At 50.7% G+C, this 20,732-nt stretch carries 20 protein-coding genes; 10 read left to right on the top strand and 10 right to left on the bottom strand.

What is annotated here, in order from left to right:
• The first annotated feature begins 4 nt into the window (after window positions 1-4).
• Both XM38_RS03015 and XM38_RS03010 read left to right on the top strand, forming a co-directional pair.
• Entirely contained in the window at window positions 5-1,204 is a 1,200-nt protein-coding gene (locus XM38_RS03015) for a GNAT family N-acetyltransferase (RefSeq protein WP_202978811.1), read from the top strand.
• Between the two features lie 107 nt (window positions 1,205-1,311).
• A complete protein-coding gene (locus XM38_RS03010) occupies window positions 1,312-1,719 on the top strand; it encodes a DUF4346 domain-containing protein (RefSeq protein WP_080809232.1) in 408 nt (135 codons plus the stop codon).
• Here XM38_RS03010 and psb32 read toward each other — a convergent pair.
• The gene (psb32, locus tag XM38_RS03005; protein WP_080809167.1) at window positions 1,716-2,444 is read right to left on the bottom strand and encodes a photosystem II repair protein Psb32; all 729 of its coding nucleotides are present in this window, start codon (window positions 2,442-2,444) and stop codon (window positions 1,716-1,718) included. The two genes, XM38_RS03010 and psb32, sit on opposite strands and share 4 nt — an antisense overlap.
• A 611-nt stretch (window positions 2,445-3,055) precedes the next feature.
• Here psb32 and XM38_RS03000 point away from each other — a divergent pair.
• The 4 genes from XM38_RS03000 to dprA all read left to right on the top strand — a co-directional run bounded on the left by XM38_RS03000 (window position 3,056) and on the right by dprA (window position 8,505).
• Complete coding sequence (locus tag XM38_RS03000; protein WP_080809235.1) at window positions 3,056-3,925, top strand: carbohydrate ABC transporter permease; 870 nt, start codon at window positions 3,056-3,058, stop codon at window positions 3,923-3,925.
• Between the two features lie 429 nt (window positions 3,926-4,354).
• Window positions 4,355-6,547 (top strand): sensor histidine kinase, encoded by a 2,193-nt coding sequence (locus XM38_RS02995; RefSeq protein WP_187329253.1) that lies wholly within the window; start codon window positions 4,355-4,357, stop codon window positions 6,545-6,547.
• Between the two features lie 31 nt (window positions 6,548-6,578).
• On the top strand, window positions 6,579-7,238 hold the full coding sequence (locus tag XM38_RS02990) for a DUF2301 domain-containing membrane protein (protein WP_088431494.1): 660 nt from the start codon (window positions 6,579-6,581) through the stop codon (window positions 7,236-7,238).
• Between the two features lie 157 nt (window positions 7,239-7,395).
• Complete coding sequence (gene dprA / locus XM38_RS02985) at window positions 7,396-8,505, top strand: DNA-processing protein DprA (RefSeq protein ID WP_080809173.1); 1,110 nt, start codon at window positions 7,396-7,398, stop codon at window positions 8,503-8,505.
• 10 nt (window positions 8,506-8,515) lie between these two features.
• Here dprA and XM38_RS02980 read toward each other — a convergent pair whose 3' ends face one another.
• On the bottom strand, window positions 8,516-8,923 hold the full coding sequence (locus tag XM38_RS02980) for an FHA domain-containing protein (RefSeq protein WP_187329252.1): 408 nt from the start codon (window positions 8,921-8,923) through the stop codon (window positions 8,516-8,518).
• A 795-nt stretch (window positions 8,924-9,718) separates the two neighbouring features.
• Between XM38_RS02980 and XM38_RS02975 the strand changes: the two genes are divergently transcribed.
• Window positions 9,719-11,104, top strand: a complete 1,386-nt coding sequence (locus XM38_RS02975; protein WP_088429044.1) for a 1-acyl-sn-glycerol-3-phosphate acyltransferase — start codon at window positions 9,719-9,721, stop codon at window positions 11,102-11,104.
• Here XM38_RS02975 and XM38_RS02970 read toward each other — a convergent pair.
• From XM38_RS02970 to psbB, 7 genes are all read right to left on the bottom strand, one after another.
• On the bottom strand, window positions 11,095-11,733 hold the full coding sequence (locus tag XM38_RS02970; protein WP_080809179.1) for a DUF1802 family protein: 639 nt from the start codon (window positions 11,731-11,733) through the stop codon (window positions 11,095-11,097). The genes XM38_RS02975 and XM38_RS02970 overlap by 10 nt on opposite strands.
• A gap of 38 nt (window positions 11,734-11,771) precedes the next feature.
• Window positions 11,772-13,034: a methionine adenosyltransferase gene (metK, locus tag XM38_RS02965; protein WP_080809181.1), complete on the bottom strand. Its 1,263-nt coding sequence runs from the start codon at window positions 13,032-13,034 to the stop codon at window positions 11,772-11,774.
• Window positions 13,035-13,323: 289 nt separating this feature from the next.
• Complete coding sequence (locus tag XM38_RS02960; RefSeq protein ID WP_080809184.1) at window positions 13,324-14,061, bottom strand: HAD family hydrolase; 738 nt, start codon at window positions 14,059-14,061, stop codon at window positions 13,324-13,326.
• A 123-nt stretch (window positions 14,062-14,184) separates the two neighbouring features.
• Window positions 14,185-15,150 (bottom strand): 30S ribosomal protein S1, encoded by a 966-nt coding sequence (locus XM38_RS02955; RefSeq protein ID WP_080809187.1) that lies wholly within the window; start codon window positions 15,148-15,150, stop codon window positions 14,185-14,187.
• 220 nt (window positions 15,151-15,370) lie between these two features.
• Complete coding sequence (gene nrdR, locus XM38_RS02950; protein ID WP_080809190.1) at window positions 15,371-15,883, bottom strand: transcriptional regulator NrdR; 513 nt, start codon at window positions 15,881-15,883, stop codon at window positions 15,371-15,373.
• Window positions 15,884-16,094: 211 nt separating this feature from the next.
• Entirely contained in the window at window positions 16,095-16,193 is a 99-nt protein-coding gene (locus XM38_RS02945) for a photosystem II reaction center protein T (RefSeq protein WP_080809193.1), read from the bottom strand.
• Window positions 16,194-16,301: 108 nt separating this feature from the next.
• Window positions 16,302-17,834: a photosystem II chlorophyll-binding protein CP47 gene (gene psbB, locus XM38_RS02940; protein WP_080809196.1), complete on the bottom strand. Its 1,533-nt coding sequence runs from the start codon at window positions 17,832-17,834 to the stop codon at window positions 16,302-16,304.
• Window positions 17,835-18,192: 358 nt separating this feature from the next.
• Here psbB and XM38_RS02935 point away from each other — a divergent pair, with 358 nt between their 5' ends.
• From XM38_RS02935 to XM38_RS02925, 3 genes are all read left to right on the top strand, one after another.
• Window positions 18,193-18,549, top strand: coding sequence for a 2Fe-2S iron-sulfur cluster-binding protein (locus XM38_RS02935; protein WP_088429042.1), 357 nt, complete (start codon window positions 18,193-18,195; stop codon window positions 18,547-18,549).
• A 143-nt stretch (window positions 18,550-18,692) separates the two neighbouring features.
• The gene (gene psbM / locus XM38_RS02930; RefSeq protein WP_088429040.1) at window positions 18,693-18,803 is read left to right on the top strand and encodes a photosystem II reaction center protein PsbM; all 111 of its coding nucleotides are present in this window, start codon (window positions 18,693-18,695) and stop codon (window positions 18,801-18,803) included.
• Between the two features lie 131 nt (window positions 18,804-18,934).
• A complete protein-coding gene (locus XM38_RS02925; RefSeq protein ID WP_088429038.1) occupies window positions 18,935-19,711 on the top strand; it encodes a proteasome-type protease in 777 nt (258 codons plus the stop codon).
• Window positions 19,712-19,714: 3 nt separating this feature from the next.
• Here the strand turns inward: XM38_RS02925 and XM38_RS02920 are convergent, their stop codons facing one another.
• On the bottom strand, window positions 19,715-20,578 hold the full coding sequence (locus XM38_RS02920; protein ID WP_080813718.1) for a transglutaminase family protein: 864 nt from the start codon (window positions 20,576-20,578) through the stop codon (window positions 19,715-19,717).
• Window positions 20,579-20,732 lie beyond the last annotated feature (154 nt).

Raw genomic sequence — 20,732 nt, 5'->3', positions numbered from 1 at the left:
TCTGATGACTCCACGTCGTCCTCAGCTTCAGTACGCGGTCACCTGGATTCGCCACATTGATGAGGTCCCCCAGACTGCGTGGGATGCCTTAGCCCTCCCGTTGACAACACCTTTTTTCGAATGGACTTGGCTTCATACTTTAGAGGGCTCGGGAAGCGCCGTAGCAAATGCTGGCTGGCTTCCAAATCATCTGACGGTTTGGCGCGATCGCACCTTGGTGGGGGCAGCGCCGCTGTATCTCAAAAGCCATAGCTATGGCGAATTTGTCTTCGATTACCAATGGGCCGATCTGGCCCATCGCCTAGGGGTGCGGTACTATCCCAAGTTATTGGGCATGGCCCCCTTTACCCCAGCTGAAGGCTACCGTTTTCTAATTGCTCCTGGGGAGGATGAATTCACGATTACGGAAATTATGGTGCAGGCGATTGATGAGTTTTGCGATCGCAACCAGATTTCCGGGTGTCATTTTCTCTATGTCGATCCGCAATGGCGCTCTGTGATGCAATCCTTGGGTTACCTGCCTTGGCTACACCACAGCTACATCTGGCAAAATCAGGGGTATCAGAGCTTCGACGACTACCTAGGAGCCTTCAGAGCCAATCAGCGCCGCAATATTAAGCGAGAGCGTAAGTCTGTGGAAAAAGCCGGACTGCAGCTAGTTCCCCTCACAGGAGATGCCATTACCCGACGATTATGCAGTCGCATGTATGACTTCTACAGCGATACTTGCGACAAATTTGGTTGGTGGGGGAGCAAATATCTGACTCGGCGCTTTTTTGAGCAACTATATCCCCACTACTGCCATCGCATCGTCTTTTTCGCCGCCTACGAAGCTGGTGACCCTATAGCCCTCCAACAAATGCCTCTGGCCATGTCCTTCTGCCTGGTCAAGGGAGATCGCCTCTATGGTCGCTACTGGGGCTGTCTAGAAGACTACAACCATCTTCACTTCAATGCCTGCTACTATTGCCCCATCGAATGGGCCATTGAACAAGGGCTTAGATGGTTTGATCCTGGAGCCGGAGGTCGCCATAAAAAACGACGGGGGTTCCCTGCGACCCCTAACACCAGCTTGCATCGATTCTATGAACCACGGCTACATACCCTCCTTAACACCTATATCGAGGAAGTCAATGCCATGGAAGCCGAGGAAATTGACGCAATTAACCGCGACTTGCCCTTAAAGCAGTCTGATAACGCCTAGAGGGCACAACGCGATAAAATAGAGAACTCCGAGAGTCAGCTCAAGCCAGTGTGCTCCGGGCTGCCAACTGTATCGATCAGATTGTTCAAGGGAGTCTCTTGATGCCCATGACACCGAATTTAACCCCTGATCCACCAACCGAAGCCGACTTAACTGCCTTAGATAACAAGCTGTCCAAGCGGTTTATCAAGCTGGATCCTGGCGGTTACTTCCTGATCTACTTAGATCGCGATCAGGGCCTCATCTGCGCCAAACACTTCACCAATACCATCAATGAGAAAGGCCTAGCCTGCGATCCCGATACCGGTCAGCCCTTGCCCACCCGAGGCGGCGTCAATCGACAAGAGACACGGCTATACACCGGCCGTACTGCTAAAGAGCTGTGCATTGCTATTTTCGAAAATCCTGATATGCCTTGTCCAATTCACTACTTAGATCATGCCGCCTACCTAGGCCGTGAATTTGTCAGGGCTGAAATTGCCCTCATCAATAACCAAGACTACGTACAGGACTAATTGCCAATGGCTAAATAAAGATAGTAGGTAGCCATGGGAATCACGGTAGCGGCTATCAATAGGCCAATTACCCACACTATAGCATTGCTACGGTTGGCGTCTGTCTCTTCAGCCGTGGCAAAGGTCCCTTCGGCATCATAGGCATCATCGAATACTGGGGGACCAGGGTCAGCTTCTCCAGACAAAACGGGAACTACCCGATCGACGACATCTAACAGCGCCTGATTATATTTATTATCCTCTAACAGAGGCACAATCGCTGTTTCCTCGGCAATGCTTGTAGCAGTGTCGGGAGTTAGGGTTTCTGCAACGGCAGCTCCGACCCGAATACCAGCACTGTTAGTGACGTCGTCTAGCACCAAAAGCACTTGATTGGCCTGCTCGTCTGGGGTCGGGAACCAGGTTTGGAATAACTCATCCGTGAAGGTTTGAGCCGTTTCGCCGTAATCAAGCCGATGCAGGGTGACTAAGCGCACTTCATAACCGGTCTCTGTGGCCAGCTGGCTCAACGCAGTGCTGATTTTCCCTTCATTCAGACGGCTGATCTGGTTGGCGTCATCAATGATCCAGGTGTCCTCTCCAGCGGAGAGATCAGGCATCTGATAGACTCCAGTGGCATAGGCCGGGGAGGCTACCCATAGCAATCCGGCCACCCCCAAAGCCCAAACCAAGCTACCCGTGACGATCCTTAACCACTGCCAAGGATGATGGAAAGGCATTGCCATGATCGTGGCTCCATCGTCGCAACGCTACTCTCCTTAAAATATAAGGGAATCTGGTAGCTAAGGGAATCGGGAAAGACTTCCCAGCTTCGCCGCGGATCGTACTCTAAGAGTCCAGTGAGGCACAAGAGAGAGCTGCAAGGGAGCCATGGTCGGTTAATTGCCGCTGTGCAGTCCTAGCTATATTAGCAATGTCTCCTAACGCAATGCCTCCTAACTGAGTTGATGATGGGATGGGGCAGACCCGGATATACTACTGACTGGGGCGAAACTTCACGGATGCCTGGGCTCCCTGATATTAACCATTGCCGCGAAGATACCCCGACGCTACAGCACCTGAAATTTGGCTAATGGAGACAGCTTCTGGAGACAGCTTCGCTGAGAAATTATTGCAATTATGTTGACAATAAATCTCAACAAGCTATACTGGCTGTCAGTTGGACCCCAAGGCGGGCTTTAGCGCCGACATTGCCTGGTGTTCTCCTCTCAATCCCATCGGTGCCAGGTGGCTGCGGCCCCTGGCCCTTTTTTTTGACGGTAGCGGGAGCAGCCTATCATGATGGCATTACGGGAGGGATTTGGTCATGACTCAGGAAGAGCGCCAGGAAGATGCAATGGTCGCAGCCCGGCTTTCTGCTGGAGCCATCACCGCGTGGGCGCTCTTAGCTCCGGCCCTGATATTACTGGCAATCTTCGTCGTCTGGCCCATTGCCTATTTGGTGTTCCTCAGTTTTACGACCGGCAGTTTTACCCGAGCCGGGCTGCAGTGGCATGGGCTCAACAATTACCGGCGATTAATCTTAGATCCCGATGTCTGGCAAGTTCTTGGTAATACCCTCTACTTCACCGTAGCCACAGTCATCCCCAGTCTTGGGGTGCCCCTAGGGTTAGCTGTCATCTTGAATCAGACAGTTATCCTACGCGGTCTACTGCGGACCGCCTACTTCATTCCTTCGGTGACGTCTTTGGTGGCCGTAGGTCTGGGCTTTCGCTGGTTGTTCCAGAATGATGGCCCCATTAATCATCTGCTCATAACCTGGGGGGTAGACCCTGTCCCCTGGCTCAATAGCCCTCTCTGGGCCATGCCGGTACTCATTCTTCTAAGCAGTTGGAAACAGCTAGGCTTCAATTTGGTGGTGTTTTTAGCAGGATTACAGGCCATTCCCCGGAGTCGCTATGAAGCGGCAGAACTGGATGGTGCTGGCCCCTGGCAGGCGTTTTGGCACATTACCCTGCCTGGGCTGCGCCCTACTCTACTGTTTGCCACGGTGACTACCGTTATCTTTACCCTGCGCAGCTTCGAACAGGTGTATGTGATGACTGGGGGAGGACCGCTTAACTCCACCAATATTCTGGTCTATTACACCTACGAACAAGCCTTCTCCCAGTTCGACTTCGGCTATGCCGCCGCTGTGGCCACAGTACTACTCTTAATAGCTATAGGATTGGTATACCTACAGCTGCAGGCATGGCGAGAGCCATGAATCTCTAGTGGCCACTGGAGCCACCATGATATCTATCAGGGAATCATAAAGATTTAGCATTGGCCTAGCAATATCTGCGCGTTCCCACCGCAGGCTGGGAATAGTAGATCAAGACAAGATAGTTAGGGTGAGCATCTGGTCTAGTGCCGCAGCTGAGTCCCCGTGACCGCAAGACCTACGCTGAAATTAGTTGCAGTGAGGCAGGCTGGGCCAGGGATGGTGCCCAATTCTCTGAACTAGGGAATAGACGTAAGCAATGGCCATGCAGACCCTGTTAACTTTGGCAACCTGTGGCAATGTCCTATGACTCAACATCAGCCCTGGCGTTCACCTACAAATACGCCATCAGAGATCGAGCATCGACCAGTGGAGTCTAGGCCGTCATCTGGGCCGTCATCAGTAATAGGCGGGAGTCTAGTGGATCCACAGATGAATGTAGACCGTATTCTAAATGCCTTAGCCGATCCTGTGTTCGTCAAGGATGAGCAGCATTGCTGGTTGATGGTTAATGATGCCTATTGTCAGTTGGTTGGTCATCCTCGAGAAGCCTTGCTGGGGCGTTCAGAACATGACATTTTCTCCCCGCCTGAGGCCGATCTGTTCTACTTGGCCGATCGCTATGTCTTGACGACAGGACTCGAATACGAACAGGAAGCAACCATCACCGATGCTCACAACCAAATCCACATCGTCTCGACTAAACTGACGCTGTTTCACGATCCTGAGGGATATCCCCGGTTGGTGGGCACCATGCGGGATATTACCCAGGCAAAACAAGCCGATTTGACCCTGAAGCGCCAAGCGGAGCGAGAGCGCTTGCTAAGTGCGATCGCACAACACCTATTACAATCTCCCAGTCCCGAACAACTGTTAAATGCCACAGTAGCTGAAGTTCGGCACTTTCTACAGACTGACCGGGTCATCTTCTACAGCTGCAGTGCTAGTAACCCCGGGATTTTGGCTGAGTCCGTTGGGGCGTCAGTACCTCCTCTGGCGACTCAATCCCTAACCCGGTTAGCCTCTCTGGCCAGGGACTGGGAGGGATGCCATCAGGGTAAACCCTGGATCATAGACGATGTGACTACCGTTAACCTGGCAGCAGACTATCGCCCCCTGATTAGCCAATACCAAATTAAAAGCTTATTAGTGCTCCCCATTGCCCAAGATGAGAGTCTCTGCGGGCTTCTCTGGGTACACCACTGTAGCCAGGTTCGCCCCTGGCATACCTGGGAAATCGAGGCCCTACAGGAAGTGACTACCCGGGTGGGCAGTGCCATCCGCCAGATGAAACTGCACTATCAGATCCAGGAGCTAAACACGGCCTTAGAACGCCAAGTAGAACATCGCACCACCCAGCTCCAAACCGCCCTGGACTTTGAAGCCACCTTGAAGCGGATGACTGACCGGGTGCGGGACAGTCTCGATGAAAAACAAATTCTCCAGACCGCCGTTAAAGAACTGACCCAGGCCCTGGGGGTGAAAGGGTCAAATACAGCCCTCTATGACCTAGAACAGGGGACATCGACTATTTACTACGAGTACAATACCTCCCTGGCGTCTTCCCGGGGACGGGTGTCTCAAATGGAAGCCTTTCCAGAAATTTATCACCAGCTTTTAGAGGGATTGTGTTTTCAGTTTTGTTCCAAAGATCCCAATCCGGTCCGGGGTCACGTGGCCATGCTGGCTTGTCCTGTTTTAGATGACCGCGGCGTCCTCGGAGATCTCTGGTTGATTAACGCTAAAGACTATGTCTTTGAAGAAATGGAAATTCGCCTGGTGCAGCAGGTCTCTAACCAATGCGCCATCGCCATTCGTCAGGCCCGTCTCTTTCAGGCAGCCCAGTCTCAAGTCGCCGAATTAGAGCATTTGAACCAGCTAAAAGATGACTTTCTCAGCACCGTTTCCCATGAATTGCGGACCCCAGTGACCAGTATGCGGGTGGCCTTGCAGTTGTTAGGGGTCACCCTGGATCACGAATTGGGGCTCAAGGCTGATCTGGCGAAGCCCAAACTAGAACAATCGCGGGTAGCCCGTTACTTTCAGATTCTGCAGGAAGAATGCGAGCGAGAAATCAGTCTGATTAATGACCTCCTCGATCTACAGCGACTAGATGTGGGCAACCATCCCATTAATCCTCGCCCCTTAGATCTCACCGTCTGGCTTCCTGAGGTCGTCAATGGGTTTCAGGCCAGGGCCAGCAGTCGTCAGCAACAGTTAACCCTTGAAATTGCGCCCCAGCTGGCTCCCCTTGTCACCGATGCGGCTAGTTTAGAGCGGGTGCTAGCGGAATTACTCCACAATGCCTGCAAATATACGCCTCCAGGGGAGACCATTCGGCTGCAGGTTAGTCCGGCCAAGGTGCAGGAAATTGCCACTGTGCAGTTTCGATTGACAAACACTGGCGTCGAAATTCCCTCAGAGGAACTGCCGCGGATTTTCGATAAGTTTTATCGAGTTCCCAGCGCTGATCCCTGGAAACAGGGGGGCACTGGCCTAGGACTGGCTTTGGTACAGAAGCTCGTGATCTTCCTAGATGGGGTGATTGAGGTCAGCAGTAGCAACTATCAGACCGAGTTCTTGGTAGAGTTGCCGCTTACTCTGACAGCAGACCCGTTAGGATAGGGATGAGGTGGCTAGAGATCGACCCATGGATATGGCAGACAGAGCAGTTCCAGATACGGTCGTTTACGAGGGGCAGTTTGGCTCTTTTGTCATTACTGAGGCTGACCGCCGCGGGGTCATCATTTACCGGGCGGGGCTGGTGGTGGCTGCCATGGCCTTCGCCATCGCCATAGGGCTGGTGTCGGCCTATGGGCCGCAGCCCTGGGTGTGGCGCAGCCTCAGCGTCCTGTACGCGGTATTGTGGCTAGGATTGGGGATAAGCCTGGCTACGATTCACATCTACTTACAGCCGTTACACCGGGCTTTGCAGATATTTTGGCTAATCGGCGGATTCGCCTCTCTGGGGGTTGCCCATGGCGATCCTCGTCCTTTTCTCCTGACGGTATATGAGCAACCCTTGACGTTGCTGGGGGTCGGCTTTACCTTCGCCGCTCTGACCGGTATTTTCTTCAAGGAAGCCTTCTGCTTCGATCGCCTGGAGACAAAATTCCTCACTCCCCTGGTGCCGTTGTTGTTGTTGGGACATCTGGTGGGGTTATGGCCCTTAGCTTGGGAGCAGGCCTTGCTGATTGCCTGGGCTATGCTGTTTGTCGTCTTTGCTCTACGTAAGGTGACTCAGGCGATTCCCCCAGACATCGGGGACAAGTCAGTGTTTGAGTATTTGAAGCAACAGCGTGCTGCAAACTCCTGACAACAGAGTAGGCCATACAATCCCTCAATCAGGCCCAGCTAGAGGGCAGACAGGTCTCTTCATATAAGCTTTTGAGTCTAGGCTGGGGCAAAGTTCAGCTAAAGTTCAGCTATTGAGTTGGGCATCCTAGGGATAGGATTTTGGGGATTTCTGGATCTTGACCAACGAACGTGCTTACTGGCTGGCCTGGTCGACATTACCCGGCCTTGGTCCGGTACTCCTGAAACGGCTCTATTATCATTGCGGCAGTCTTGCGATCGCATGGCAAACTCCCGTCCCAGAGCTACTAGCCGTAGACGGCATCGGTCCTCAATTGGGACAGATGATTCAAACCAAGCGGCCCCATCTGCAGCCAGAAAAACTACTAGCTCAACAGAAGGCAACCCAATTCCCCTTCATTACCCCAGCGGATCCTCTCTATCCCCAGATCCTCTTCGAGATCGCCGATCCGCCACCAGTGATCTATTACAGCGGTCAGATCGAACTATTGTCAGCCCTTCAGTACCGTCCTGCCATTGGCATCGTTGGTACCCGTAGCCCTTCCGAATATGGCAAACGCTGGACACGCCGACTCAGTGCTCAATTGGCCCGTCAGGGATTTACCATCGTATCTGGACTAGCCGAGGGCATTGATCGAGAAGCTCACCAAGCCTGTCTACAGCAACGGGGACACACCCTAGCCGTTCTAGGCACCGGCCTAGACGTGGTGTATCCCCGTGCCAATCAGGGTCTCTATCATCAAATAAAAGCCGAGGGGCTACTGTTAAGCGAATATCCCCAAGGCACTCCCCCTGAACGCAGTCAATTCCCACGCCGTAACCGCATTATTGCCGGACTGTGTCGAGCTCTCCTAGTTACAGAAGCCCCTCATCGGTCTGGGGCGCTGATTACGGCACGGCTAGCCAGTGAGTATGGGCGCGATGTTTATGCTCTACCCGGTAGCCTGGATAACCCCCACAGTCGAGGGTGTTTACGACTCATCCGCGACGGTAGCCAACTCATCTTGGACGAGGAGACACTACTAGCCGATCTCGGGACCATCCCACCCCTTGATGCTGTACCTTCTGCAGCAGCAGCAACTCTGCAGTTACCAGAACCGCTACAGCCGATCTTTGCAGCTCTCAGCCTAGAAGCAATGTCCCTAGATGCTCTAGTGCAGGAGGTTCAGCTGCCGCCAGAGAAGGTACTCAGCGCACTGACTCAATTAGAAGTAATGGGTGTCGTGATGCAATTGCCTGGCAGTATGTTGTTTCAGCGTTACCCCTGACTTGCCAGCATTAACAGTAAGTGTCATCGGCCAGGGGCACGACCGCCTGATCAAAAATGTCAATAAAGAATTCGACTCGCAACTTACCTAAGTCAAGCAGATCACCATTGTGAAGTTTCCGTCGTTGTAGGTGGGAAAGCCGTCGCCGATTTACCCAAGTGCCAATGTGACTACCCACATCAACCAGGTAGAAGCCTCGGGATGGACAATATCCCACCGTCGTATGAAAGGGAGCAATCTCAGGATGGGGAATCGAGATGGCACATTGTTTGCTACGACCGATGAGCCAGTTCGTGCCTCGACCAGTGACCTGGATCTGGTGATCGGCATTGAGATTAGTCGTTAAGAAAATGGCATTGCCGACAACCACCCCTTGAATATATAGAGAGGTCACCTCGCAGCGATCAATAGCTGTCAAGACAGTATCAATGACTCGAGAGACTAGAGGATCAGTGAGCTCCAAATTGCTCAGGAGTACATCCAGAGGAGCCGACCTTCTGCGAGTTTGCCGGGGATAGCAGACATTCGATATCTGAGTTCGATCTCTGAGGGTATGGAGAGAAGACATAAGCAAGATTGACAGCTTCTATCGAATCGGTGATAGCGGGTTCTCACAGCAAGATAGAGAGATGGACAGCTACTTACCCCACAGCCCTGAACCAAACCCCACCGAGGAAATCCGCGCGGATTTCCTCAGAGGGTCCTCATAACAGCCGCTGAGACATCTCTCATGAACGTGAAATCATGAACGTGAAATAAGGTGTAAGTTGACTTTGAAGCCTGATCTTCGATGAGCTAGACGTCACTTCAGTGGTTCGTTGCCCTTCACAATATTCCCCAGTCAGCGGGCCAGTGATATTAGTGGCAGCGATGCAGTCGGGTGAGTTATGACGACGTTATTAGGCTGAGAGCCCTACCCTGTAAGGCTTTTGGCTAGTGGCAGTGTCCCTTTGTCCCGAGAAGAGTCGAGCGTCTAACTCTGTCCTGTAGGTATCACGACTCATTAAACGAGGCGATGGGCAGATAGGGCAATCGCGGCTGAAGTAGTTTATGAAAGCTTTATCAATCGCATCCGCAATGCAGGGTTTCAGCAAAATTCCGGTAATTGAGTATCATAGGTGACGGTTTCTTCGTCGTCTGTTCGCTGCCACCTTGCTTACGGTAGGGTTAGGGCTACGATTGTCGTGGAAGTATCCTTGCCTACCTAGAATTCATGCTGACTGAGTTTTCTGGGGCTGCGCGCCCACCCCTTGACTTTATCCCTCCTGATCCCAATCCGCTACTGCTGCCAGTGCTGAAAGGGTTACTGCCAGGGTGGATGTGCTGGCGACTAGGCTTAACTCAGGTGGAGGTGGTCAATATTGAGCGCTTGGTGAAGCTGTATCGCGAGTTTCAACAGGGGCAAACCCGGTTGCTGATTGCTTTCCGTCATCCCAGTCCAGACGATGCCTTTTGCCTAGCCAAATTACTATGGTACTTAGTGCCCCAAGCCTCCCGGCGATTAGCAATTCCCTTACAGTCTCCGATCCATGCTCACTTTATTTACGACCGGGGAATTCCTATCTGGGCCGGGCGTGGAGTCGGTTGGTTGTACTCAAAACTGGGAGGAACACCGATTCAGCGAGGTAAGGTCGATCGGGTGGGATTACGTTGGGCCCGCCAATTGTTTAGTCAGGGGCGGTGGCCGTTAGCGGCGGCTCCGGAGGGAGGTAACAATGGCCATAGCGAGTTAGTCAGTCCCTTAGAGCCAGGGATTGCTCAAATGAGCTTTTGGTGTGTGGATGATTTGCGCCAAGCCGAGCGAGCCGAGCAGGTGGTGATTTTGCCGTTGGGAATTCAATACTGTTATGAAACCCCTCCCTGGCAAGCCATGGCCAAGCTGCTATCTCACTTGGAAGCTGAAGTTGGTATGGGACCAACTAGTTCTCCCACATCTATGGAAGACTTGGACCCGCCAGTATGGCTCTATCCTCGCTTGTATGGTTTGGGCCTAACCCTACTGCAGCTCATGGAAGACTATTACCAGCGCTACTATGGCGCAGAGATAGCTCAGGCAGAGACATCTACCTTAGGAGATGCCTCTTTGCCTGATAGATTGCATCGGCTTCTAGATGCAGCTTTGAGGATAGCCGAGGATTATTTTCAGCTAGCACCGAGGGGATCATTGGTAGATCGATGTCGCCGCATTGAACAAGCTGGATGGGATCGTATCTATCAAGAGGCCCTACGCAACCCGACTAAACTCTCTGCGGTAGAGCGAGGTTTGGCAGATCGCCTGGCGGAGGAGGCCCATCTTCGCATGTGGCATATGCGGCTAGTGGAAAATTTCGTGGCAGTGACTGGTCACTATGTTAAGGAAAACCCTTCAGCCGAGCGGTTTGCGGAAACGCTCTTATTATTAAGGGATACGATTGTACGTATCCAGGGGGAAAATCCATTTCCACGCCCTCGCTTAGGGCACCAAATTGCTCAGCTGGCGGTTGGGAGTCCTATCCTAGTCACAGAACGATGGCCAGCCTATCAGCAGAATCGTCGTCAGGCGGTTATTGAGCTGACGCAAGATTTGCAGACAGCATTAGAGGCCTTAATTCAGTCATGACCGCTGTGAATGGCAGGAGAGTCTGCACCTGAGTCATCAGAGGAGGTCTCCTGAAGGACAGCAGTGATGGCATTGACCTGGTGCTGATAGGCAGTGTCATCTAGGGCGGGGGAGCTCGGGACTAACGGTATCGGGTGCTCTAGGGTAATCCAGGAACGGCAACCACTGTAGCTGGGCTGCATAGCTAGCTCGACTGGTTCGGATAGGCGATATACCCGTAGGAGTAGGACCATCAGGGGACGATGTGGCTTCCAAGACAGCCGCTGCTGAATGAATTCATCGCTCCAAATGTGGTAAGGAGCTAGGGCATGGATTGAGGCTGATTGGTGGATGGGAAAAACATGGGTGATACTAGCCCAGCTCTTTAGATAAATGGTCTCTAAAGGTGGCGTTGGCGAGATGCGATGGCCCTTCAGGGCCGGTCTTTGACCATCACAATAGGGCGGCTTAAGGGCCGACGCTAGTTGATGAGCGTAGGTAGGTAAGAGCCAGGCTTGCCCATGTTTAGCCCTAAACCGTCCTTTATAATCATGGATTCCGCCCTTCCGCAGCAGCAGTATTAATTCCCCCTGCGTCAGGGCGTCTACAACAACAGCCCATTCTTTAAGGGCAATCCCCAGAGGCGACACTCTTTTTCCTTCAGTAGGTACTGTTAATCAGCTTAACCCTAGCTAACCCCAGCCAACAACTGCTTAACAGACGACACTAGGGTAGTCGCCTTATCCGTTTTTTCCCAGGGCAAATCAAGATCAGGACGGCCAAAATGGCCATAGACAGCTACATCTTGATAAAAGCGTCCAGCTCTCTCCGCCACGATCGCTTGTAAACCAAACGCCTGGATAATGCCAGCCGGACGCAGTTCAAAGTGTTGGCGAATCAACTGCAATAGCACCTCTTCACTAACAGTACCGGTACCAAATGTATCAACTAGAATACTGACTGGCCGGGCAACACCGATAGCATAGCTAAGTTGAACCTCACACTTTGTCGCCAAACCAGCTGCAACGATGTTCTTAGCTACGTAACGGCAGGCATAGGCAGCACTGCGATCGACCTTGGTGGGATCTTTACCTGAAAAGGCACCACCACCATGGCGAGAATAGCCGCCGTAAGTATCAACGATGATTTTGCGGCCAGTCAGACCAGAATCGCCCTGAGGGCCGCCAATGACAAACTTACCTGTAGGATTAACCAAGAACCGGGTCGCGCTATCAGGCTTCACTGCCAGATCCTCAAATACTGGCAAAACCACTTGTTCCCAAAGACCCGCCTTGATTTTCTCCTGAATGCCAGCATCATCAGTAGTATCACCGATAGTAGCTGTGTGTTGGGTCGATACCAAGATGGTATCTATACCTACTGGTTGCCCATCTTCATAGGCGACAGTAACCTGGGTTTTCCCATCTGGTCGCAGGTATCGCAGTAAACCAGCCTTGCGCACCGTTGCCAATTTACGCGAAATCCGATGGGCCAAACTGATGGGTAGTGGCATCAGTTCAGGAGTTTCATTGCAGGCAAACCCAAACATAATGCCCTGATCACCGGCACCAATGGTATCTAACACCTCATCGCTGGTTTGCTCACGCATTTCTTGGGCCTGATCAACCCCCTGGGCAATATCTTGAGATTGTTCATCTAAAGCCACCATGACAGCACAGCTATCTGCTGAAAAGCCATTATTGGTTGGATCTGTATAGCCGATTTCAGCAATCTTTTGCCGGGCCAAAGTGACATAGTTGACCTGAGCATTAGTTGAAATTTCCCCAGTAATTAATACCAAACCAGTGTTTACAACGACCTCAACCGCAACGCGGCTGCAAGGATCCTGGTATAACAGAGCATCTAGAATAGTATCCGAAATCTGATCGCAAATTTTATCGGGATGTCCCTCAGTAACTGATTCGGAGGTGAATAGATAACGACGAGTCAATGGTAAATCCTCTCACAAACAAACTGACAGAACCTGGGTGCTTCCCCTAGCGAGGCACAGAAATGCTTGCTGAGTAGATGCTATAGCAGTTTTATCCTAAACCCAACCTAAGATCTGATGTTTCCCGTCTAGTCCAGCCCTAACTCTAGACTCGAACAAAGTACAGGACAAATAAGATTTAGTTACCCATCAGACTACCGCAAAACTTAGTAAACTCAAGTGCGTATTACGGTCTACTCACCTAAATTCGTAAAAACTTGCAAATCGTATGTAAGAACTTATTCCAGAATTAATCTGAGACGATTTGCAACTGTTGCCAATCATCAAGATGAGCATCAGCCTCCGGCTGCTCCCATCCAGACTGTCTCCAAACGACAGCAACAAAACCAGCCGCTAAACTCTGTCGCGCCATTCGTGAGTCTACCGAAGAGTCACCGATCACCAGAGTATGGGAAGCGGTTGTTGCAAGGGCTTGGCAGGCTTGATGAACCATATCAGGATTAGGTTTCCTGAGACCATTGGGTTCGCTCCCTTGATAGTGGAGAATGGGTAGCTCATAAAACTCAACGAAATCTCGAACGTTCTCAGTGCTATCGGCGGAGAGGATTCCAAGAGATAAGGAAGACGCTAGCGTCGACAACGTAGTCTCAGTGCCAGGGAAAAGAGGAGTTTGCTCAGCCTTTTTATGGAGCAAATACCTATCCGCCTCCTGGAAGGCTTGCTGTACTAAGTCTAAGGCATCTAGCCACTTATACCCTGTTTCGGCTACATAGGCAGCTGCTGCAATCTCGTTCTCTTGGCGACTGCCAACAGCCATCAACCCCGCATTGTTACACTGATAACCATCAATTCCGAAGGCCATCAGCAAAGGTTCATAAACACCTGGAACCTGAGCATCAATGAGACGGGCTCGCTTTTGGGCCAAATGCCTCAGATAGTGCTGAGAATCAGCCAAGGTACCATCTTTATCAAAGAGGATAGCTTCAATCCCCTCAAATCGAGTATTACCGCACTGCAAAGTCACCATGAAGATATAGCGTGGTATCCCAGCACCATTTCAGCATCGTCTCTATCACTTCATCCAGATAACTACCCCAAGCAAATGTCTCTAACTTAGACTACTCTACTAGTTAAAACTTACAGGAAAGCGCTATTCTACTGCTAAGACAGCCTCTTCGCCGTTGAGACTATCAGTGGTCTCCGTAGACTCAGCCGCCTGTTGCATCATCTGCTCACGATACTTAGCAGCCATTTCTTCGGCTTTTTCGAAGACCAGGTCAGGGTTTCGAACCATATCTCCCGGCTCCGGCTCTAATTGTTTAGTAGATAGGGAAATACGGCCTCGCTCAGCATCTAAGTCAATGATCATGACCTTAATTTCGTCATTCACATTGAAAACACTGTGGGGAGTATCAATGTGGTCATGGGAAATTTCAGAAATGTGAAGTAGACCACTAACACCACCAATATCGATAAAGGCCCCATATGGCTTGAGGCCCCGTACAGTACCAATAACTACTTCACCGACCTCTAGGCCGTTCATCTTGCGTTCGACTAAGGCTCGGCGGTGACTGAGGACAAGACGATTACGTTCTTCATCAACTTCTAAGAATTTAAGTGGTAAGTCTTCACCAACTAAATCTTCTTTGGGCTTACGAGTGCTGATATGAGATCCAGGAATGAACCCACGTAGCCCCTCTATCCGCACTAACGCTCCACCACGGTTCGTAGCAAATACTCCAGAGCGCACAGTGGCATCTTCTTGCTGTAGTTGTCTGACTCGCTCCCAAGCTCGCATGTACTCAATACGACGGATGGATAAGGTGAGCTGACCGTCCTCATTCTCGTCCGTCAGAATGAAAAATTCCCGGGTCTCGTTAGAGCGCAGCACCTCTTCAGGATCATCAACTCGGTTGATAGACATTTCCTGAATAGGAATATAAGCTGCTGTCTTAGCACCAATGTCAATCAGCGCACCTCTGGGCTCAAGACTGAAAACCGTACCGGGCACAATATCTCCTGGACTGAAGTGATAGTCGTATTTGTCCAGTAGTGCCGCAAAGTCGTCGTGAGTGAACCCAATGCCAGCGATTTCTTTTCCGTCCTGATTGACCATGCTAGTGTTTTCCTACTCCGTCTCCGTAAAGGTAATGGGGTCTTTGTGACTTAAGCTGAGTATAAGAGTCGCTGCAAATCCCTCCACAGCAGGCCTGACGGCACGCGGATGGGGCAGCCTGTAAATATAGCCACAAGAACTCTAATTATACTCGAGGCTGGCGGAGATGATGCAACCGTCTATCTAAATGTTTTGACAACCACTCCATCAATCCCTGTCTTTAGGGGACGTTGATGGGAAGCTTGGAGAAATCGAAGTGCTCGTGATGCTGGTCAAGACCAGATTGCTCCTGGAGATGGCTTAGAGTTTCAACAAAATCTCGAATCCCCTGAAATTGTCGGTAAACTGAGGCAAAACGTACGTAGGCTACTTCACTAATAGTACGCAATCGATCTAAAACAAGTTCACCGATTTCGGAACTCTCAACTTCTCGAACTGCCTGCTGTTGCAACTCCGCCTCAATATCATCCACTAACTCAGTGGTTACTTGAGAAGACACCCCTGTTTTCTCACAGGCACGAATAATACCGCGTAGTAGCTTAGAGCGATCAAAGAGCTCCCGTTCACCGCTGCGCTTAATCACTGTGATAGGAATATACTCGATACGCTCATAGGTCGTGAAGCGTCGACTGCAACTCAAACACTCTCGACGCCGTCGAATACTGCGTCCAGCCTCGGCAGACCTCGACTCTAGAACACGATTATTAGGGTGTTGGCAGAATGGACATTGCATTAATGCTAGTGTCCCCATCAGGAGACGTCGTTACAAAAGCTGTGAGAGCTCTCATCTTAGCTGAGAGGCTAGGGATACTTCCCAAGGAGGTATCCCATAAAAATAGAGGTAAGGCCCTATTAAATCAAGGACTACCTACCTCTATAGTAAACCGTTTGTAACACAGCAAGTAACGTGAAGCCTCAGCCCTACTTACTGAGAGCCATCACGACTAGTCCTTAGAGATGCGAGGAGGCTCGCGAAATGCAACTGCAAAAAACAGCGTGCCAAGGATGCAGGCAATAAGGAAAATATACGCGATGCTTTCCATGGTTAGTAAAGGTTCCTATGTATTCAACCTACTCTCTCAGTGTACAAGCTATAGCAGGGGAATTGCCTAGCATCGTGACACAACGCTAGGCAATATCCAGTGAATCACTTACACAGTCTCTTCCTTACGGGTTGAGACATCTCCAACCTTGGCAAAGAAGCCCCATTCTACCTGTTCAGGAGATAAGTCAGGGTCAATTCCGGCAAACACATCTCGGAATAGGGTCCGAGAACCATGCCAGATGTGGCCAAAGAAGAAGATCAATGCAAATACCGCGTGAGCATAGGTAAACCATCCACGCGGGCTGGTCCGGAAGACGCCATCAGAACCGAGCGTTTCACGATCGAATTCAAAGGGCTCACCCAGCTGAGTTTTCCGAGCGTAACGCTTCACGACTGCCGGATCAGTGAAGGTTTGCCCTCCCAGTTCACCACCGTAGAAGCTAACTGTGACTCCTTTTTGCTCAAAGCTATAACGAGATTCAGCTCGGCGGAAGGGAATATCAGCTCGGACAACACCGTCTTGGTCCGTTAAGACCACTGGGAAGGTTTCAAAGAAATTAGGAATACGACGCACCGACAAAATACGACCTTCGCCATCTTTAAAGACGGGATGTCCCAACCAAGCTTGAGCCAGGCCATCGCCTTGATTCATGGGACCAACCCGGAATAGACCACCTTTAGAGGGACTATTCCCCACATAGTCGTAAAAGGCCAACTTTTCTGGAATGGCATTATAGGCTTCTTCTAAAGAGGCCCCATCTGCCACTTCAGCTTGAACTCGACGCTCAATTTCCTGCTGGAAATAGCCACTATCCCACTGATAGCGAGTGGGACCGAACAACTCAATTGGGGTAGCTGTGCTCCCGTACCACATGGTGCCGGCAACCACAAAGGCTGCGAAGAAGACAGCCGCAATACTGCTAGACAAGACAGTCTCGATATTTCCCATACGCAGGGCCTTATAGAGCCGCTGTGGAGGTCGTACCGTCAAGTGGAAGAGTCCGGCAATGATGCCAACGATTCCTGCTGCAATGTGGTGAGCGACGATGCCTCCTGGGTTAAATGGATTAAACCCAGCGGCTCCCCATTCTGGCGCAACAGGCTGAATATGACCAGTAAGCCCATAGGGATCAGAAACCCACATACCCGGCCCCCAAAGACCGGTTAAGTGGAATGCCCCAAATCCAAAACACAGTAGGCCAGACAAGAATAAATGGATACCGAACATCTTCGGTAAATCAAGAGCCGGTTCGCCAGTCCGCGGATCTTGGAAGAGATCCAAATCCCAATAGACCCAATGCCAGCAAGCCGCTAAGAACAGTAGGCCTGCTAACACGATATGGGCTGCAGCTACTCCCTCAAAGGACCAGAAACCCGGATCAACTGCCGTTTCCCCGGTAACACTCCAGCCCCCCCAAGATTGAGTTACACCCAATCGAGCCATAAATGGCAGCACGAACATTCCCTGCCGCCACATAGGATTAAGCACTGGATCACTAGGATCGTACGTAGCCAGCTCAAAGAGGGCCATTGAGCCGGCCCAACCAGCAACCAGAGCTGTATGCATCAAGTGCACAGAAATCAGTCGCCCTGGATCGTTCAGGACCACTGTGTGTACACGGTACCAGGGTAGTCCCATCGACTACGCTCCTCCTCTAGGTTTCAACAAATTGTTTGCTATGGACCAGATACTGATAAGCCTATCAGACTAGGAACCTTCCTAGTCTGCCAGAGGCGTTGTTGCAGTATAGGTGTACTGCAAGTCAAGATCGAATTGGCCCTTCTTTGGCCCTTCTAATGAAGATTTGACAGTCAAAATGTCAGGATGAAAGTGTATAAAGTAGTGTAAACAGTCTGAATGCTCGACGCAATAGGAGTTGGCATGGACTCTCGATCTATATGTCAAAGGGCATATGCGCGGCTATACCAGTGTTCAAGCTGACTACAAGGCCGTTTAAGGATTTGCGCAGTCATCCTAGGCGAGGAGGTCAATTGAAATGGCTAACATTAAGTTTCTTAAAGAAAACAAAGAGGTTATTGCTGCCGATGGTGCCAATCTGCGGCTCAAAGCTCTTGAGAATGGTATCGACATCTATACCTTTCTCGCTAAGATGATGAACTGCGGCGGTTATGGTCAATGTGGAACTTGCGTTGTTGATGTTGTTGAAGGAGCAAGTAATCTTTCTCCTAAAACGGCTGTGGAGGAACGCAAACTGAAGAAGTGGCCAGATAGTTGTCGATTAGCTTGTCAGACAACGGTTCACGGCCCTGTTAGTATTCTTACTAAGCCAGATAAGTCTAGCTCGGATAGGTCGGGTCAGGATCAGCAAGACATTGCGACGGAGTCAACCTAGGGGCAGCTAGCGAACTCTCTGATCACTTAACAGATATTCACCTTAGCCGCAGCAATTGGAATCTCATTCGCTAGATAGACCATTGGGATGGTATCCTATTGATGGCTAGTTTGTAGATCTTTTGAAGGTAAAGGCGGAGTCTCATGGAAGTGAATGATCTTGGCTTTGTAGCCAGTCTTTTGTTTGTCCTGGTGCCTGCGGTTTTTCTTCTCATCCTCTATATTCAAACGTCAACCAAGCAAACTAATTCTTGATGGTTGTGTGGGGATCCGGGTACTTAACCGATACTTAACCAACTAAGTATACTGGCGTTGGGGTTCAAATGCCCAACGCCTTTTTCGTAGGTGCCTTTGTTCTTCGTTCCTTCTCTTAGATATCTCGCCGTATGACCTATTGTTTGGGGATCCTTGTGCGGCAGGGTTTGGTGCTAGCTGCTGATTCGCGGACTAATGCCGGAGTAGACTATATTTCCTCGTATCCCAAATTATTTGATTTTTCCGTGCCTCAAGAAAGGGCATTGATAATCTGTACATCAGGTAATTTGTCTATAACCCAAGCCGTAGTATATACCTTGGAGCGAGACCTCAAGGTAGATGCCACGCCTAATCTTCATAAGCTACCTACCCTGTATTCAGTGGCTCGCTATATTGGCAGTCAGATTCGTGCCATGCAGGATGCCGACCGACCCTGGCTAGAAAAAGATCATATTGACTACCAATGTAGTTTTTTATTGGGCGGCCAGGTCGGTGAAGAGTCGCCGGGCCTATTTCTCATTTATAGCCAGGGTAACTGTATCAGGGCCACCGCAGAAACGCCTTTTCTGCAGATAGGCGAAACAAAGTATGGTAAGCCTATCTTAGATCGCACGATGAGATATGACACTCCTTTAGAGTTAGCTGCTAAGTCGGCACTGCTCTCTATCGATTCCACAATGCGGTCTAATTTGTCAGTGGGTCCTCCAATTACCATGGTGCTTTATGAGCAAGGGAGCTTAGAGATCCGTCATCGCCTGCTGCTACAGGCAGGTGATCCCTATTTAATGGGAATGCGTAAACACTGGGAGTTATCATTGCGGGAAGCAGCATCTCGCATGCCCGATATTGAGTGGAACTATGAATCTCCACCAGAGGCACCTACCTATTCTGATCTGGAAGAACAGTAGGTATCAATCCGCTAGTTTTTCGATAGTGATATGGGTGTCTAGAGTGGAGTCGCGATGACTTCCCTGTAGTTTCCCACTAACAGGGCTAGCATCTTTGGGAAAGGCACTGGCGGCTAAGGCAATGTGCTGATCGGCTACGGCTAATCCGTGGGTAGGGTCGAAACCTCGCCAGCCACCACCTGGGATATAGACCTCGGCCCAAGCATGTAGCTCTCGTTCAGCTACGGTAAGATCGCCTTCCTGGTAGCCACTAACAAAGCGCGCCGCTAGCCCTACACTGCGGCAAGCTTCCATGAATAACACGGTAAAGTCCCGGCAGCTTCCCAACTTCTGATGCCAGGTAATACCGGCGAGTTGTGGTTCTCCTTGCTCGCGAGTGGTGTAGCGACAGGTTTCATAGATGTGCTGGGTAAGCGTGGTTAAGAAACAGCTGATGTTGTGCTGAGCATCATGTAAGATTCTGTGAGCTAGTTGAGTAACGCCGGGATCCGACACTAAGCCTGTGGAATTGTCGCAATAGGGATGTAAATAGCTGGCTAAAGATTGGGGATAGATAATCGGGGCGTTAACGGCCCATGGTGCAATGAGGTAATCAAAGGGATTCTTGCGGTGCGTTCTAATTTCAGAGCTGGCTTTGATATGCAATTCTGTAGCATCAGTTTGGTCAAACCAGAGTCCTACGGTTGCGTTACCGTCTAAATCAACTAAGTCTGCCTGATATACAGGTAGGGGGTCGATGCGAAGATCAAAATATTCTAGAGTTTGGGTACCATCGCTGCGTGGACGTAACCGAACAACATGGGAATGGAGTTTGACTGCTCGATCGTAGCGATAAAGGGTGATGTGGTGGATTCGGTAGCGAGCCATACTGGTGAGTCGTAATTGATGTTGAAGCTATTGGCATTAGAAGGTTATTGGCATTAGAAGAATGCGCTGAGGTGGTAGCAGGGAGAGATCGATTGAGGATGATAGAGAATCTACTCTATTGGCAGCCTCCCTTGGCTAGATTAGCTGGCAGTAA

The sequence above is a fragment of the Halomicronema hongdechloris C2206 genome, assembly GCF_002075285.3.
GTDB lineage: Bacteria > Cyanobacteriota > Cyanobacteriia > Phormidesmidales > Phormidesmidaceae > Halomicronema_B > Halomicronema_B hongdechloris.
This window is presented reverse-complemented; position numbering and strand designations above follow the sequence as displayed.